Consider the following 13,738-nt stretch of genomic DNA (forward strand, 5'->3'; position numbering starts at 1 on the left):
CCTGGTCGAGGAAGTCGCCCGCCTTGACGGAGAACTTGAATCCGTCGCGCGTGAATTCGATGGGGCTCTTTTCGACCCCGGCGAAAGTGCCGACCAGCGGCGCGAGCCCGGCCGCCGGCCCGCCGGCCTTGCCGCTGGCGATCTCCACCAGGGCAGCGGTCTGCGCCTCCGATGCCGAATCGTCGACGATCAGGCCGATCGCCATGTTGCCCTGGGCCATCGGGCCGGGCGCATTGAGCACGATCACGAACGAGAGACCATCGAGCGCCACGCCGTCCTTCGCGCCCTTGTCGATGTGCAGGGCCACCGCGGCGTAGCACTTGCCGTCGGTGGGGCGGGCGGTGAGGTTGGAACTGATGCACGGACAGAGCAACTCGCAGTTGCACGTTTCCATGTACTGCCCGGAGATTTGCCAGCTGGCCATCGGGTCCTCCTGACGCAGATCCGCGGCGTCGCCACGGAACGCGCAGGATAGCTCCGGCGGGAAGCGGAACGCAAGACACCGCAGCTGCTGCTCGACAGCCCGCACCGTGCTCGCGAACTCTTGACACCGGCGCCGCCGGAAGCGATGGTCCGGGCCGGAGCCTTCCCATGCAGCCGGCGCCCATCGTCCCCCCAGCCCACGCGCGGCACGCGTGGTTGCTCGTGCGGCAGCCGTGGTGGACGCTGGCCTTGCTGCTGCTCGCCGCGGCAGGCTGGTCGTTCCTGGCCTGGATCGCGCTCGACATGGAGTCGGCCGCGGCGCAGTGGATGATGCCGGCCTCTTCCGACTGGAGCGTCGGCGTCGCGCTGGCCGTGTGGGGGATGTGGGCGGTGATGATGGCCGCGATGATGCTGCCCTCCGCGTGGCCCATGGTGCTGACGTTCGTCGCGCTCGGACGCCGCAGCGGCAAGCACTCCCATGCCGTCGCATTCGTCGCGGCCTACCTGTTCGTATGGAGCGCCTTCAGCCTGCTCGCCACCGCGCTGCAGTGGGGCGCGCAGGTGCTGGGATGGACGAACCCCATGGCCGCCAGCCGGTCGGCCGTCCTCACGGGCGCACTGCTGCTGGCCGCCGGGGCCTACCAGTTCACGCGGCTGAAGGATCTCTGCCTGCAAACCTGCCGTTCGCCGGTGGGTTTCCTGTTCACCGAATGGCGTTCCGGTGCGCGTGGCGCCTTCGTGATGGGCGCGCGCCATGGGCTGCTGTGCGTCGGCTGCTGCTGGGCCCTGATGCTGCTGCTGTTCGTCGGCGGCATCATGAACCTGCCGTGGATCGCGGCGCTGGCAGCGGCAGTGGCCCTGGAGAAGCTCGCGCCGCGGGCGCGCCTCCTCGCCCGGATGATGGGCCTGCTGCTGCTCGCCGCCGGCGCGACGAAGCTGCTGGCGCTGCCGATGTAGCAGGCGGCGCGCTCAGGCCGTCGCAACGCCGGGTGGGACGCGGCGCGGCGTGCGCGCGGCCGACCTCACCCTGCCCCGTGGCACTTCTTGTACTTCTTCCCGCTGCCGCAGGGGCACGGATCGTTGCGGCCCGGTTCGGGCGCCTTGCGTACCGGGTCGGTCCGCGGGCCCAGGCTGCGCCACACCTGGCGCAGCGAGTAGGTCGCCCAGATGGCGGCGGCGAGCCGGTCGAGGCGCTCGTTGCTCACGCTGGGCGGGCCGTCCTCGCTGTACATCGAGAGGGCCGGCGCGCGGGAATCGCCTTCCGTGAGGGCGACGATGTCCTCCAGCGCGCCTTCCACGATCTCCGCCGCTTCCGCATCACGCGGCGCAGCCCAGTCTTCGGGCCAGCTCTCCACCACGTACATGAAGCCCAGGGCCCACACCTGCGCGTCGGCCGGCAAGTCGGCGAGGTCGCCCTCCATGCGCTCTTCCGGCGGCAGGGAGAGGATGGCGCCGCGCGTGTCGAGCGCCTCGGGGTGGTAGGTGCGCTCGTCCTCCAGCACCTCCACCGGCTGGTCGAGCGCCAAGGCGATCTCCTGCCAGCGCCGGCGCCAGCGCCAGACGAACTCCATGTGCTCCATGGGCCGGAAGTCCTCGCCCAGCAGCACCGGCCAGTATTCCTCCGGCGGCACCTCGCGCCGCATGCAGACCAGGGCCGCGAGAAAGCCCTCGCAGAACTCCCACTGCGGGATTTCCTCGTGCGTTTCCCGCAGGAAATCGAGTTCGTCGTCGAGGGCGTCGAAGTCCTCGGGCGTGAGGGCGCCGGACTGGCGGTGGGGAGAACTGGTCAACGGAGGGGCGATCTGGAGCGGAAGCAGAGTCGATTATCCGTTGCCGCGCCGAAGCCGTCGCGATGCGGCGGCGGACCCAGCCTGCCTCGCCACTTCTGATGAGGCGCCGTGTGGCTCGGAGCGGACAACGTGCGGAAACGCTGCTCCGCGTCAATATCATCTTGAAACACGGCCGTTACATCTGTAGACCTACTACTCAAGGGCAAGACTCTCATGTTTCAGCGAATCTGCACCGGCGCAATGATCGGCGCCTGCCTCTATCTCACGGGCTGCGCCTCGATCGTCAACGGCCAGAACCAGCCGGTGTCCGTCGAAACCCGCGGCGAATCCGGAGCGGTTGCGGGCGCGAACTGCAAGCTGTCGAACAACAAGGGCACCTGGTACGTCACAACGCCGGGCTCGACGACCGTGCAGAGGAGCTATGAGGACCTGGCGGTTCTTTGCACGAAGGACAGCCACGAGCCGGGCCTGGCCTCGGTCAAGTCGAGCACCAAGCCGATGGCGTTCGGCAACATCATCTTCGGCGGCGTCATCGGCGCTGCGGTGGACGTCGGCACCGGGGCCGCCTACGACTATCCGCCATTGATCACGGTGCTCATGGGCAAGACCACCACGATCGCGCCGCCGCAGCCGGCTGCAGCCGCGCCGGCGCCTGCTGCAGCGGGCGTGGCGAGCAAGTAGCGATCTCGCTGCGTTCCTGCTCCTGCATGCGGATCAGGCGCGACGACAGCTCGCGCAAGCGCTCCCTCGCCTGCGCCAGTTCCGCGTTGGCGCGCGTGAGATCGCCGGTGCGTTCGGCGATGTCGCTTTCGAGCCGCGCGTTCAAGCGCCGCAGTTCTTCCTGCGCCCGCAGCCGCTCCTGCATCTCGGTGCGCAGCGCCTCGTCGGCGCGCCTGCGCTCGGAGCGGTCGCGGGTGATCTTGAGGAAGCCCTGCAGCCTGCCGTCCAGGTCGCGCAGCGGCGCGACCGCCACGCTGGCCCAGAAGCGGCTGCCGTCGCGCCGCACGCGCCAGCCTTCCTCTTCGTGCCGCCCGCTCGCCGCGGCCTGCGCCAGCACGCGCTCGGGCTTCTGCGCCGCCACGTCTTCCGGCGTGTAGAAGGCGCGGAAGGAGCGGCCCAGGATTTCCTCGCGCGTGTAGCCCTTGATGCGTTCGGCGGCCGCATTCCAGCTGCGCACCGTTCCCTCCGGGTCGAGCATGATGATGGCGTAGTCGAGGGCGCTCTGCGCCATCAGCGCATCGAGCTTGCGCTGCGAGATGTCGTTGAAAAGCACGCCCACCAGCCGCTCGCCGGGTGCGCCCCACGGGAAGCAATGCACTTCGTACCACCTGCCCGGATCCGCGGCGCGCTGCTCGAAGCGCGAACCTTTCCCGCCGAGGGCAACGGCCCCGAAGGCCTCGACCCAGGCATCCTTCAGCTCCGGTGCGAGTTCGCCGATACGGCGACCCGCGGCCTGGGTGCGGCCGGTCTGCAGCTCGTAAGCCCGGTTCACCTCGCGCAGGATGCCGTCCACGGGCCTGCCATCGTCCGCGAACAGCACTTCGACGATGCAGAAGCCTTCTGCGATGTGGTCGCGCAGCTGGCGGTACATGGACTCGCCTCGACCTGATGGATCCTGCAACTCCCGTCTCCTGTCGTTCTGGGTTCTCCCTCGTGGGAGTCGAATCATGACAGCTCGCACCTGGCATGACGCCGGTGCATGAATGCAGGAGCTTTCGGCATTGACCCGCAACCAGCGAGGCCAAGGGCCGGCCCGTAAAATATTCACTGTCGCCACGCGCCTTCCGGCGCTGGCGCGTGATCCTCTCAGGAGAGACCCCATGTTGAAACCCGTCCCCTGGATCGGGCCAGACGCAAGGCGCCTCCAGCGCTCCGCTGCCCGCCCCGCCGCCTCCGGCCCCGCCCCATCCCTTCACTGGCGCCGGCCTTCCACCGCCTTGCCCAAGCCTCGCTTCCGTTGGCAGGAACTCGCCTTCGCGTGCGCCAGCGTGCTTTCGCCCTATGCACTGGCCTGGCTGGTCCTGGCTGCCACCCAGGGCTGAAGCGAGCCGGCAGCCCTCCTCGGCACGAAGATCGGCCGGTGATCTGCCCGGCATCCTCCGACGGAGCACGACAGTCGACGCCGACAAGGAGCGCCGCGCGCGCAGGTGAAGCTCGGTGGGAAATCAGGAGTTTCCCATGGGCTACGCCGCGTCGCGCCGACCAACGTCGAACGAGGAGTTCGCCAACGCGCTGAGCCACGGGCTCGGCGCGGTGCTGGCCGCAGCGTTCAGCCCGCAGCTGATTGCCAATGCGCTCCACGCGGGAGTGAAGTACGGCATCGCGGCCAGCGTGTACTGCGCCTCGATGATCCTGCTGTTCTCGGTCTCGGCTGCGTACCACTGGCTGCCGCGCGGTGCCACCAAGGACCTGCTGCGCCGCCTCGACCACGCGGCGATCTTCCTGTTCATCGCCGGCTCCTACACGCCCTTCGTGCTGGGCAGCCTCGCCGAAGAAGGCTACTGGTTCCTGGCGGCGGTCTGGACGATCGCCGTGGTGGGAACGGTCGCCAAGTGCGCCAACCGTCTTACCCATCCCCTGGCATCGACGGCCACCTATCTCGGGCTCGGGTGGCTCTGCGTGTTCATCCTGCAACCGTTGATGACCAGCCTGCCGCCGCAGGGCCTGGCGCTGCTGGTGACCGGCGGCGTGCTGTACACGCTGGGTGCCGTCGTCTTCCACTTCGACGACCGCATCGCGTACGGCCACCTGGCCTGGCACCTGCTGGTGCTGGGCGCCAGCGGCTGCCACTTCGTCGCGCTGCTGCGGTACGTGAACGCCTGAGGGCGGGCCCGCGTACCACGGGCCTCAGCGCTTGACCGGGATCGCCGTCGACCGGTCCACCGCCACCGCGGTGATGCTGTTCATCGGGCTGCCCTCGATCAGCCGGTCGCTGTAGGTGAGGTAGACCAGCGCGTTGCGCTTCGCGTCGACGACCCGCACGATGCGCAGCCGCTTGAACAGGATCGACATGCGCTCGTTGAAGACTTCCTGCCGCAGCGGCAGCGGTTGCGGAAAGGCGATCGGCCCGACCTGCCGGCAGGCGATCGAGGCTTCCGCCTTGTCCTCGGCCAGCCCGAGGCCGCCGGAGATCCCGCCCGTTTTGGCGCGCGAGACATAGCAGGTGATGCCCGTCACGCCGGGGTCGTCGTACGCTTCGATGACGACCTTGTGGTTGGGGCCGATCAGCTTGAACGCGGTGTCGACTTCGCCGATCTGTTCGGCCAAGGCCGGCGGGAGGGAGACGAGCACGAGCGACAGGCCGAGGCCGGCCGCCATCCCGAGGGAAGACACCGCGAAACGCATGCTGGATTCCTGAAGGGTGATGGGTGGAAAGAGCCGATCATCGCAAAAGGAAAGCAGCGCCGCCGCGAGCGCCCACCAAGGAACGCTCAAGCCCGCTCGTCGAAGATCGGCGCGAAGCCGCCGTAGATCATGCGCTTGCCGTCGAAGGGCATGTCCATGTCCTTCATGCGCGGATCGTCCTTCATCCGCCGGTAGACGTCGTCGCGGACTTCCTTCGACGGGTACTCGATCCACGAGAAGACGACGGACTCGTCGCCCCTGGCCTGCACGGCGCGCTTGAAATCGGTGAGCTGGCCGTCCGGCACGTCGTCGGCCCAGCACTCCACGTGGCGGGTGGCCCCGAACTCCTTGAACACCACCCACGCCTTCGCGGCGGAAGCGCGGTACGCCTCCTTGTTGGCGTTGGGCACGGCCAGCACGAATCCATCGACATAGGGCATCGCGGGTCTCCTGTCATGAGGACCCGCCATGCTGCAGAAGCCTGGCCGGCACTGTCAACCAGTGCAGTTGGTGCAGAACGCTCCCGGCTGCGGCCGATCTACGAAAGAAGTTCGACCTGATCGGGGCTGCCCGCTCAGGCGTCCGCGACGTGCCGGCCGAGGTCGAACACCGACACGGGAATGCGGCCGGCCAGCTGGGCCGGCGTATGCTCCAGCCACGCCTTGCGCTTCTGTTCCTCGATCGCCGCCTTGCGCTCCTGCGCGAGCTCCTTGGGCGTGAGCTCCGCCTCGTCTTCGACGAGCACGTGGATCTCTGCTTCGGCCAGCATGGCCGCCCCTTCCTTGTTCTGCATCGGCCCGATTGTCCGGCAAACCTCCGCCCGCCGCCTTGGCGCACGGCAATATCCCTGTGTTGTCGGCGCGCTCCGACACGCTTGTCGGCCCCTGGCTATCTCATCGCAGGCCCTGCGCCCGCGTGCGGCGGGTACGAGCGGCCCTACGTTAGGGGCTTCGCAACGCACAGCGCGGCCGCGCTTCCGGCCGGCCGCATGACCCTACGAAGGAGCTTCCATGAACGAACACAAGCGTGACCTGCCCGCCGACCGCAATGCCCACCCGGCAGCCAAGGAATCCGGCAAGGGCGCCGTCGCCGGCGGCGTCGTCGGCGGCGTGGCGGGCGGTGCCGCAGCCGGTGCGGCCGCCGGCGGCATGACGGGCCCGGTCGGTGCCGCCGTGGGCGCTGCCGTCGGTGCCGTGGTGGGCGCCGTCGCCGGCCGCATGAAGGCCGATCCCGCGAAGGAGGACGCCTACTGGCGCGACAACTATTCCAGCCGTCCCTACGCCGCGGGCAGTTCCACCTCCTATGACGAGTACGCGCCGGCGTACCGCTATGGCGTCGACGCGTACAACCGCTATCCGGACCGCTCGTTCGACGAGATGGAACCCGAGCTGGGCCGCGACTGGGATACCGCGCGCGGCAGCTCGTCCCTCAAGTGGGAGCACGCCAAGCACGCCTCGCGCGACGCGTGGCACCGCGTCAGCAACGGCGTCGAACGCGCCGTGCCGGGCGACTCGGACCGCGACGGCCGATGACGGCAGCCCTTTCCCATCCGCATCCAGGAGCCAGACCATGAGCAAGCGCACCCGCCACTCGGACAACAGCAAGCGCAGCCAACCGGTGCAGCAGCAACGCGCCCAGGCCGCGCAGCAGGCGGCCACCCTGAAGCGGGCCGCGCAAGGCGCCGAGCGGCAGTCGCCCGAGGAGCGTTCGGGCGGCGGCAAGGAGCGCTGAACCTGCAGCGGCGCGGCGGCCGCGCGCCGCTGCGCCGCCCGCAGCTTCCCCGGGAAGAGTCCGGGCAGGCGTCGCCGTCTTGGCGACGCCTACACTTCCGGTTCCATCTTCCGGCGAATCCCCCATGAAAGTCCTGCGCCACGGTGCCTCGGCGGCCGTTGCGATGCTCCTCGCGCACGCCCCGGCGGCCCATTCCGCCTCTCCTGTTCCGCCCTTCGACGTGGCCTACCGGGCCTGGGAAATCGTGACGGAACTGGCACGCCAGCATCGCGACCCGGCCATCAGCGGCGAGTGCGCGCGGACCTTCCGCCCTTTCGTCATCCCGGCGCTGCGCAGGCAGACGCGGCAGGAGCAGGATACGGCCGCCCAGGCGTGCGTGACGGCCGCGCGGTCCGCGTGCGCGAGCAGCACGCTGCGCCGGTCCGAAGAGACCGGCAGGAAGTGCGAGGAATTCAAGTAAGGCTCAGGTCACGCGCTTCGGCAGCGGAGACGTCCCGGGCTCCCAGCCGGCGTAGGGAATCAGCTTCTTCAGCCGCTGGGGAATTTCCGAGCCGGACGCGGCACGCGCCACCAGGATCCCGCCGGCGATCCCGGCCAGCAGCCGGACCGCGCCGGAGGGATGCTTGCGCGTGGCGACCCAGAGCGCGATGCCCGCAGCGAGCGTCAGCCAGTGCTCTCCGGGTAAGTTGTCACGGCTCTCGTCGAAATCCTTGAGCTTCGCGATCAGCTGCGAGTTCATTCCGGCTCCTTGCTCGAACCGCCCATTCTTGCGGCGCGTTGCCAGCGCCGGGCGCCACGGGAACAAATTGCAAGCAGGTGCACGCGTGTCAACGGGTCCGGAATTTTTCTTCCGCGGCCGGAAAACACTCTCCCTGGCGCCCGCCGAGGGTGAGGCGCACCATGGCTGCATGTCCGATCTCATCGTCCACGGCGGCTCGCCCATGCGGGGCCGGATCGTCCCCTCGGCGAACAAGAACGCCGTCCTGCCCGTCCTGTGCGCGACGCTGCTGACCCGCGAGCGGGTGCGGCTGCGCCGCCTGCCCGACATCACCGACGTCCGCAAGATCCTCGACGTGTTCCGCCGGCTCGGCAGCACGGTCTCGATGGACTTCCGCTCCGGCGTGCTCGACCTGCATCACCGCGACACCCGATTCGATCCGGCCCGGGACCACCTGCCCGAGGAGATGCGCAGTTCCATCCTGTTGGTGCCGGGCCTGCTGGCGCGCTTCGGCGCGGCCCGCATCGAGGCGGACGTGAAGGGCTGCACGCTCGGGGCGCGCGAGATCGATCCGCACGTGGAGGTGTTCGAGCGCTTCGGCGCCTGCGTCGAGCGTGCGGAGCGCGGCCTGCTGCTGCACGCGCAGCGGCCGCTGCAGCACAACGACCACTGGACCGACTACGCCTCGGTCACCACCACCGAGAACTTCGTCCTCTGCGCCGCGCTGGCCGACGGCACGTCGACGCTGGTGAACTCCGCCAGCGAACCGCACGTGCAGGAGTTCTGCCGCTTCATGGAGATGCTGGGCGCGCGCATCGAGGGCATCGGCACCTCGCGGCTCGCCATCCATGGCGTGGAGCGGCTCGGCGGCGGCGAATTCACCTTCACCGAGGACTTCCACGAGGTGGTCACCTTCCTCGCGCTCGGCGCCATCACGGGGGGCGACGTGCGGGTGCGCAACTCGCAGCCGGAGCAGTTCCCGCTGATCGACCGCACCTTCGCCAAGTTCGGCGTGCGCATCGTGCACGAGGACGGCTGGTCGCGCGCCGAGCTGGACGAGCCGCTGAAGGTGCGCGAGCCCTTCACCCGCAACATCCTGCAGAAGGTCGAGGCGGCGCCCTGGCCCTACCTGCCGGTGGACCTGCTGCCCATCTTCGTGGCGCTCGGCGTGCGGGCCGAAGGCAGTGTGCTGTTCTGGAACAAGGTCTACGAGGGCGCGCTCGGCTGGACGACCGAGCTGTCGAAGTTCGGCGCCCACGCCATGCTGTCGGACCCGCACCGCATGGTGACCTTCGGCGGCAAGGAACTGCGCCCCGCGGAAGTCGAGAGCCCCTACATCATCCGCGTGGCCGTCGCGCTGCTGATGGTGGCGGCCGGCATCCCGGGCCGCTCGGTGATCCGCAACGCGGATCCGGTACGCCGGGCCCATCCCCTGTTCGCCGAGAACCTCACGCGGCTGGGCGCGCGGGTCGAGTGGCTGGAGCCGGAAAAGCCGGGTGCCCCGGCGTCCGCGCGCCCGGCGCTGCCCGCGGCTGCCGGTGTTGCGGACGAAGCGTTCTTCCTGCAGGGCGCACAGGACCTGCCCATGCTGCTGTCGTGAGGGGCCCGCAAGCGCCCCCACCCCGGCCCTAGCTAGAACTTGGTGTAGCCGCCGTCGATCAGGAACTGCTCGCCGGTTGCATACGCGGACGCATCGCTGGCCAGGTAGACCGCGATGCCGCCGAAATCGTCGATGCTGCCCCAGCGGCGCGCGGGCACCCGCGGCAGCACGGCTTCGGCGAACTTCGGGTTGGCGAACGAGCGCGCCGTCATCTCGGTTTCGATCCATCCCGGCAGGATCGAATTGACGCGGATGCGGTGCCGCGCGAGTTCCACCGCCAGCGCGCGCACCATGGCCGTCACCGCACCCTTGGAGGCGCCGTAGTGCGCGTTGCGCGCCGCGCCTTCCACGGCCGCCGTGCTCGCGGTGGCCACCAGCGAGCCGCCCTGCCCGTGCTGCGCCATGTGGCGCGCCGCCGCCCGGAAGGTGAGGAACACGCCTTCCACGTTGACGCGCTGCACGCGCCGGAACTCCTCCAGCGGCATCTCGGTGAGCAGCACGCCCTTGCTGGACACACCGGCGTTGGCGAAGCAGGCGTCCACCCGGCCCAGCGCCGCCACCGAGTCGGCGAAGGCGCGCTCCACCTGCGCCTCGTCGCCGACGTCGCAGGCGAAGGCGTGCACGCGCCCTGCCTCGCCGCACCCCTCGGCCAGCGCGCGGTGCGCGACGTCGGTCTTCTCCGCGTTGCTGCCCCAGATCGCCACGTTGGCCCCGGCCGCGAGCAGCGCCCGCGCCATGCCGAGGCCGATGCCGCCGTTGCCGCCGGTGACGACGACGCCCCGGCCGGTGAGATCGAATGGCTGGTACATCGCTCAGGCCCGCTGCGCGGCGAGCACCTTCTGCACCTGCGGCTGCGCCTCCAGGCGGCGCAGCAGGTCGGCGATCTTGGGGAAGCGCTGCACGTCGACCTGGTCGCCCTGCAGCCAGCGCGCCACCGTGTAGAGATACAGGTCGCTGGTGCTGAAGTGCTCGCCCAGCACCCACGGACCCTGGAACATGCGCGTCTCGATCAGCTCGAAGCTCTCGGCCATCGTCTGCGGCACCTTCTTCTTCATGGCCTCGATGGCCTGCGGATCGTCGGTCCAGCGGTAGCCGCGGGCGCCGTGCGCGTGCGCCACGTGCACCGTGGAACAGATGTAGCTGTTGAACTCGTTCATCTTCGCCAGCCGGAACGGATCGTCCAGCGGCGCGAGCTTCGCCTCGGGGTGCACCTGCGCCACGTACTGCAGCAACGCGGGCGTCTCGGTCAGCACGCCCTGCGGCGTGACCAGCGCCGGCACGCGGCCCTTGGGGTTGATGCGCAGGTACTCCGCGGAGCGCTGCTGCTGCTCCTTGAAGTTCAGGCGCACGGCCTCGTAGGGAACGCCGGCGTATTCGAGCGCGAGATGGGTGGCGAGGGCACAGGTTCCGGGGGCGTAGTAGAGGGTCAGCATGCGCGCGATTGTGGTGGCTTCGCGCGCAGGCAGCATCCGGGAAGCCCCGCCCCGGGGAGGGCTTACGAATTGATCGAGATGAGCTCGATGTCGAAGATCAGCGTGGCATTGGGCGGCACCGCGCTGCCCGCGCCGCGCGAACCGTAGGCCGTGGCCGGCGGGCAGGTCACGCGGGCCTTGCCGCCCGGCTTCATCAGCTGCACCGCCTCGGTCCAGCACGGGATCACGCGATTGAGCGGGAAGGAGGCCGGCTGGCCGCGCTTGAACGAGCTGTCGAACTCGCGGCCGTCGGTGAGGGTGCCGCGGTAGTGCACCTTCACGGTATCGGTCGCCTTGGGCGAGGGGCCGCTGCCCGCCTGCACGGATTCGAAGATCACTCCGCTGGGCAGCGTGGTCTTGGCCACGCCGGTGAGGCTGGCGGCATTGGGCACGCCGCTGGCATTGGCCGCCGGCTTGGCCGGCGCGGTGCCGGTCTGGGCGCAGGCGCCGAGGGCCGCCAGCGCCAGCGTGGAGGCGGCGAGGGACAGGATACGCATGTGTCGTTCTCTCGTGGTTGCGGTGCCGGGCATTATGGGCTAGGCGCCTGGACGGGCCGCAGCAGGCCGCGGCGCTCCAGCTCGGCGCGCGTGGCGACCACGGCGGCACGCAGTTGCACGACCAGCTCGCGCTCGGCGCGGCCCTCCAGCGCCGCAGCTTCCAGCCGCACGGCGAGCGCGCCGATCGCCGCCAGCCCCAGGGTGCCGGCCGAGCCCTTGAGCTTGTGCGCCTGCCGCGCGATGGTCTCGGCGCTCGCGCCCTCCTGCTCGATCGCGGCGCACGCTTCCTCGTAGCCGCCCATGCCCGCTTCCATCAGCTCGGCGAGCTCCTGCTCGCTCGCCATGCGGCGCAGCACGGCCAGGGTCTGTTCGTCCAGCAGGGGCGGCGACGCCGCCGGCGCCGTCGCGGACGCTGCCTCGGGCCCGGGCGCATCCACGGCCGCGCCGGCGATGCGCGCCAGCGCCGCGTGCAGCTGGTCCCAGTCGATCGGCTTGGGCAGGCAGTCGTCCATGCCGGCGCCGAGATAGAGCTCGCGCTCGCGCGCCATCACGTTGGCGGTGAGGCCGATGATGGGCACCTGGCCCGCGGGCGACGGCAGGCCGCGGATGCGGCGCGTGGCCTCGACGCCGTCCATCACGGGCATCTGCACGTCCATCAGCACCAGGTCGAAAGGCTGGCGCTGCACGGCCGCCACCGCCTCGGCGCCATCGGCGGCGAACGCGACCCGGTGGCCGGCGCGCTCCAGCGCCGTGCGCAGCAGCTCGCGGTTGATCTCCACGTCCTCGGCCACCAGGATGCGCAGCATCGCCACGGCCTGGCTGGCCGCGTGCTTCTCCGCCGGCAAGCGGCGCGCGTCGCCCGGCTTCAGCGGCACTTCGACGCGGAAGATGCTGCCCTGCTGCGGCACGCTGGTGACGCCGATGTCGCCGCCCATCGCCTCCACCAGCCGCTTGCTGATCGCCAGCCCGAGGCCGCTGCCGCCGTAGCGGCGCGAAATCGAGCGGTCCGCCTGCGTGAAGGCCGTGAACAGGTGCGCGATCTTGTCCGCCGGGATGCCCACGCCGGTATCGCGCACCTCGAAGGCGAAGCGCTGCGTGCCGTCCGCCTGCGGTGCCCGGGCGACGGCGAGCGTGACGCTGCCGCGGTCGGTGAACTTGATCGCGTTGCTCACCAGGTTCAGCAGCACCTGGCGCAGCCGCAGGGGGTCGCCACGCACCACTTCCCCGGGCGGAAGCCCGGTTTCAAGGTTCAGGGCCAGCCCGCGCTCCACCGCCAGCGGGTGGGCCAGGGAGCGAACCTCCTCGAGCACGTTGTGCAACTGGAAGTCCACCTCCTCGAGCTCGAGCCGGCCGCTCTCGATGCGGGTGAAATCGAGGATGTCGTTGATGACGCTGAGGAGGTGGCGGCCGGAGGAACGCATCGCGTCCACATAGCGCTGCTGCCGCGGCGCCAGCAGTTCGGTGGCCAGCAGGTCCATCATCCCCAGCACGCCCGTCATGGGCGTGCGGATCTCGTGGCTCATGGCCGCCAGGAATTCGGTGCGGGCCTCGCCGGCGCGGCGCAGCCGCTCCTCGAGCTGGCGCTGCTGCAGGCGCAGCACCGCCAGCGGCAGGCTGGACAGCAGCAGCGCGGCGAGGAACACCTGCGCTGCCTCCAGCTGCACCCCCAGCGTCTCGCCGGCCAGCATGTGCGCGATGCCGCCGCGGCCCTGCAGCGTGGCCGCCAGCAGCGCCAGCGTCGTGGCGGCCAGCCCCGTGGTGGCGCCCAGCACGCCGAAGGCCCAGGTCAGCGCGAACAGCACCGGGAACGCCAGCAGGAACAGCGCCTCGTACAGGCTGGTGTGCACCAGCCACGCCGCCAGCAGCACTTCGGCGACCAGCACGGACGCCCGCCAGCCGCGTGCGCTCGCCAGCGCATGGGCGCGCAGGGCCGGATCGACCCAGCACAGGAGGAAAGGACAGACCATCAGCAGCCCCAGCGCCGAGGCCGAATAGAGCGTGCGCCAGCTGGCGCCGAAGGGCGCGCCCTCGGCCCCCGCCAGCGCGCCGGCCGCCACGGTGGCGCTCGCCATCGGCACCAGCAGCGCCGCGGCGACCACGCGCACGACCTGTGCGCCCTCGTACACCGGGAAGCGGATGCCGCCGCTGGCGCGGATCAGGGC

Annotated in this window: 17 protein-coding genes and 1 pseudogene; 7 read left to right on the forward strand and 11 right to left on the reverse strand. The window is 70.3% G+C overall.

Annotated elements, in window-relative coordinates:
• A partial coding sequence (locus VFM98_RS16230) for a DUF1326 domain-containing protein (protein ID WP_325110938.1) occupies positions 1–424 on the reverse strand: 424 nt, incomplete at its 3' end.
• 167 nt (positions 425–591) lie between these two features.
• Between VFM98_RS16230 and VFM98_RS16235 the strand changes: the two genes are divergently transcribed.
• A complete protein-coding gene (locus VFM98_RS16235; RefSeq protein ID WP_325110939.1) occupies positions 592–1,380 on the forward strand; it encodes a DUF2182 domain-containing protein in 789 nt (262 codons plus the stop codon).
• A 65-nt stretch (positions 1,381–1,445) separates the two neighbouring features.
• Here VFM98_RS16235 and VFM98_RS16240 read toward each other — a convergent pair whose 3' ends face one another.
• The gene (locus tag VFM98_RS16240; RefSeq protein WP_325110940.1) at positions 1,446–2,213 is read right to left on the reverse strand and encodes a YecA family protein; all 768 of its coding nucleotides are present in this window, start codon (positions 2,211–2,213) and stop codon (positions 1,446–1,448) included.
• Between the two features lie 213 nt (positions 2,214–2,426).
• Between VFM98_RS16240 and VFM98_RS16245 the strand changes: the two genes are divergently transcribed.
• A complete protein-coding gene (locus tag VFM98_RS16245) occupies positions 2,427–2,894 on the forward strand; it encodes a hypothetical protein (protein ID WP_325110941.1) in 468 nt (155 codons plus the stop codon).
• On the opposite strand, the gene VFM98_RS16250 is transcribed toward VFM98_RS16245, so the two are convergent.
• Positions 2,809–3,804 (reverse strand): PAS domain S-box protein, encoded by a 996-nt coding sequence (locus tag VFM98_RS16250; RefSeq protein WP_325110942.1) that lies wholly within the window; start codon positions 3,802–3,804, stop codon positions 2,809–2,811. The genes VFM98_RS16245 and VFM98_RS16250 overlap by 86 nt on opposite strands.
• 587 nt (positions 3,805–4,391) lie before the next feature.
• On the opposite strand from VFM98_RS16250, the gene trhA reads away from it, so the two are divergent.
• The gene (gene trhA / locus VFM98_RS16255; protein ID WP_325110943.1) at positions 4,392–5,036 is read left to right on the forward strand and encodes a PAQR family membrane homeostasis protein TrhA; all 645 of its coding nucleotides are present in this window, start codon (positions 4,392–4,394) and stop codon (positions 5,034–5,036) included.
• A gap of 24 nt (positions 5,037–5,060) precedes the next feature.
• Here the strand turns inward: trhA and VFM98_RS16260 are convergent, their stop codons facing one another.
• The 3 genes from VFM98_RS16260 to VFM98_RS16270 form a co-directional block, all read right to left on the reverse strand.
• Positions 5,061–5,531 (reverse strand): CreA family protein, encoded by a 471-nt coding sequence (locus VFM98_RS16260; protein WP_325110954.1) that lies wholly within the window; start codon positions 5,529–5,531, stop codon positions 5,061–5,063.
• Between the two features lie 113 nt (positions 5,532–5,644).
• Positions 5,645–5,998 carry a DUF1428 domain-containing protein gene (locus VFM98_RS16265; RefSeq protein WP_325110944.1) on the reverse strand — a complete coding sequence of 118 codons (354 nt, stop codon included), beginning with the start codon at positions 5,996–5,998 and terminating at the stop codon, positions 5,645–5,647.
• A gap of 134 nt (positions 5,999–6,132) precedes the next feature.
• Complete coding sequence (locus VFM98_RS16270) at positions 6,133–6,351, reverse strand: hypothetical protein (protein ID WP_325110945.1); 219 nt, start codon at positions 6,349–6,351, stop codon at positions 6,133–6,135.
• 217 nt (positions 6,352–6,568) lie between these two features.
• Here VFM98_RS16270 and VFM98_RS16275 point away from each other — a divergent pair, with 217 nt between their 5' ends.
• From VFM98_RS16275 to VFM98_RS16285, 3 genes are all read left to right on the forward strand, one after another.
• Complete coding sequence (locus VFM98_RS16275; protein WP_325110946.1) at positions 6,569–7,090, forward strand: hypothetical protein; 522 nt, start codon at positions 6,569–6,571, stop codon at positions 7,088–7,090.
• Positions 7,091–7,127: 37 nt separating this feature from the next.
• Positions 7,128–7,289, forward strand: a complete 162-nt coding sequence (locus VFM98_RS16280; RefSeq protein WP_325110947.1) for a hypothetical protein — start codon at positions 7,128–7,130, stop codon at positions 7,287–7,289.
• Between the two features lie 124 nt (positions 7,290–7,413).
• Complete coding sequence (locus VFM98_RS16285) at positions 7,414–7,749, forward strand: hypothetical protein (RefSeq protein WP_325110948.1); 336 nt, start codon at positions 7,414–7,416, stop codon at positions 7,747–7,749.
• 3 nt (positions 7,750–7,752) lie between these two features.
• On the opposite strand, the gene VFM98_RS16290 is transcribed toward VFM98_RS16285, so the two are convergent.
• Positions 7,753–8,028, reverse strand: coding sequence for a hypothetical protein (locus VFM98_RS16290; RefSeq protein WP_325110949.1), 276 nt, complete (start codon positions 8,026–8,028; stop codon positions 7,753–7,755).
• Between the two features lie 169 nt (positions 8,029–8,197).
• Between VFM98_RS16290 and VFM98_RS16295 the strand changes: the two are divergent.
• Positions 8,198–9,496: pseudogene (locus VFM98_RS16295) on the forward strand (UDP-N-acetylglucosamine 1-carboxyvinyltransferase); the annotation flags it as partial.
• Positions 9,497–9,639: 143 nt separating this feature from the next.
• Here VFM98_RS16295 and VFM98_RS16300 read toward each other — a convergent pair.
• From VFM98_RS16300 to VFM98_RS16315, 4 genes are all read right to left on the reverse strand, one after another.
• On the reverse strand, positions 9,640–10,416 hold the full coding sequence (locus VFM98_RS16300) for an SDR family oxidoreductase (RefSeq protein WP_325110950.1): 777 nt from the start codon (positions 10,414–10,416) through the stop codon (positions 9,640–9,642).
• Positions 10,417–10,419: 3 nt separating this feature from the next.
• Positions 10,420–11,040 (reverse strand): glutathione S-transferase family protein, encoded by a 621-nt coding sequence (locus tag VFM98_RS16305; RefSeq protein WP_325110951.1) that lies wholly within the window; start codon positions 11,038–11,040, stop codon positions 10,420–10,422.
• Between the two features lie 62 nt (positions 11,041–11,102).
• On the reverse strand, positions 11,103–11,576 hold the full coding sequence (locus tag VFM98_RS16310; RefSeq protein WP_325110952.1) for an FKBP-type peptidyl-prolyl cis-trans isomerase: 474 nt from the start codon (positions 11,574–11,576) through the stop codon (positions 11,103–11,105).
• Between the two features lie 32 nt (positions 11,577–11,608).
• The coding region (locus VFM98_RS16315; RefSeq protein ID WP_325110953.1) for an ATP-binding protein at positions 11,609–13,738 on the reverse strand (2,130 nt) is incomplete at its 5' end.

It is taken from the genome of Ramlibacter sp. (genome assembly GCF_035706265.1).
Lineage (GTDB): Bacteria > Pseudomonadota > Gammaproteobacteria > Burkholderiales > Burkholderiaceae_C > Ramlibacter.

What these genes read in the sequence shown, in the direction of transcription:
- VFM98_RS16235 (WP_325110939.1), top strand. Translation starts at nt 592, where the DNA reads ATGCAGCCGGCGCCCATCGTCCCCCCAGCCCACGCGCGGCACGCGTGG.
- VFM98_RS16245 (WP_325110941.1), top strand. Translation starts at nt 2,427, where the DNA reads ATGTTTCAGCGAATCTGCACCGGCGCAATGATCGGCGCCTGCCTCTAT.
- VFM98_RS16250 (WP_325110942.1), bottom strand. Translation starts at nt 3,804, where the DNA reads ATGTACCGCCAGCTGCGCGACCACATCGCAGAAGGCTTCTGCATCGTC.
- trhA (WP_325110943.1), top strand. Translation starts at nt 4,392, where the DNA reads ATGGGCTACGCCGCGTCGCGCCGACCAACGTCGAACGAGGAGTTCGCC.
- VFM98_RS16260 (WP_325110954.1), bottom strand. Translation starts at nt 5,531, where the DNA reads ATGGCGGCCGGCCTCGGCCTGTCGCTCGTGCTCGTCTCCCTCCCGCCG.
- VFM98_RS16265 (WP_325110944.1), bottom strand. Translation starts at nt 5,998, where the DNA reads ATGCCCTATGTCGATGGATTCGTGCTGGCCGTGCCCAACGCCAACAAG.
- VFM98_RS16270 (WP_325110945.1), bottom strand. Translation starts at nt 6,351, where the DNA reads ATGCAGAACAAGGAAGGGGCGGCCATGCTGGCCGAAGCAGAGATCCAC.
- VFM98_RS16275 (WP_325110946.1), top strand. Translation starts at nt 6,569, where the DNA reads ATGAACGAACACAAGCGTGACCTGCCCGCCGACCGCAATGCCCACCCG.
- VFM98_RS16280 (WP_325110947.1), top strand. Translation starts at nt 7,128, where the DNA reads ATGAGCAAGCGCACCCGCCACTCGGACAACAGCAAGCGCAGCCAACCG.
- VFM98_RS16285 (WP_325110948.1), top strand. Translation starts at nt 7,414, where the DNA reads ATGAAAGTCCTGCGCCACGGTGCCTCGGCGGCCGTTGCGATGCTCCTC.
- VFM98_RS16290 (WP_325110949.1), bottom strand. Translation starts at nt 8,028, where the DNA reads ATGAACTCGCAGCTGATCGCGAAGCTCAAGGATTTCGACGAGAGCCGT.
- VFM98_RS16300 (WP_325110950.1), bottom strand. Translation starts at nt 10,416, where the DNA reads ATGTACCAGCCATTCGATCTCACCGGCCGGGGCGTCGTCGTCACCGGC.
- VFM98_RS16305 (WP_325110951.1), bottom strand. Translation starts at nt 11,040, where the DNA reads ATGCTGACCCTCTACTACGCCCCCGGAACCTGTGCCCTCGCCACCCAT.
- VFM98_RS16310 (WP_325110952.1), bottom strand. Translation starts at nt 11,576, where the DNA reads ATGCGTATCCTGTCCCTCGCCGCCTCCACGCTGGCGCTGGCGGCCCTC.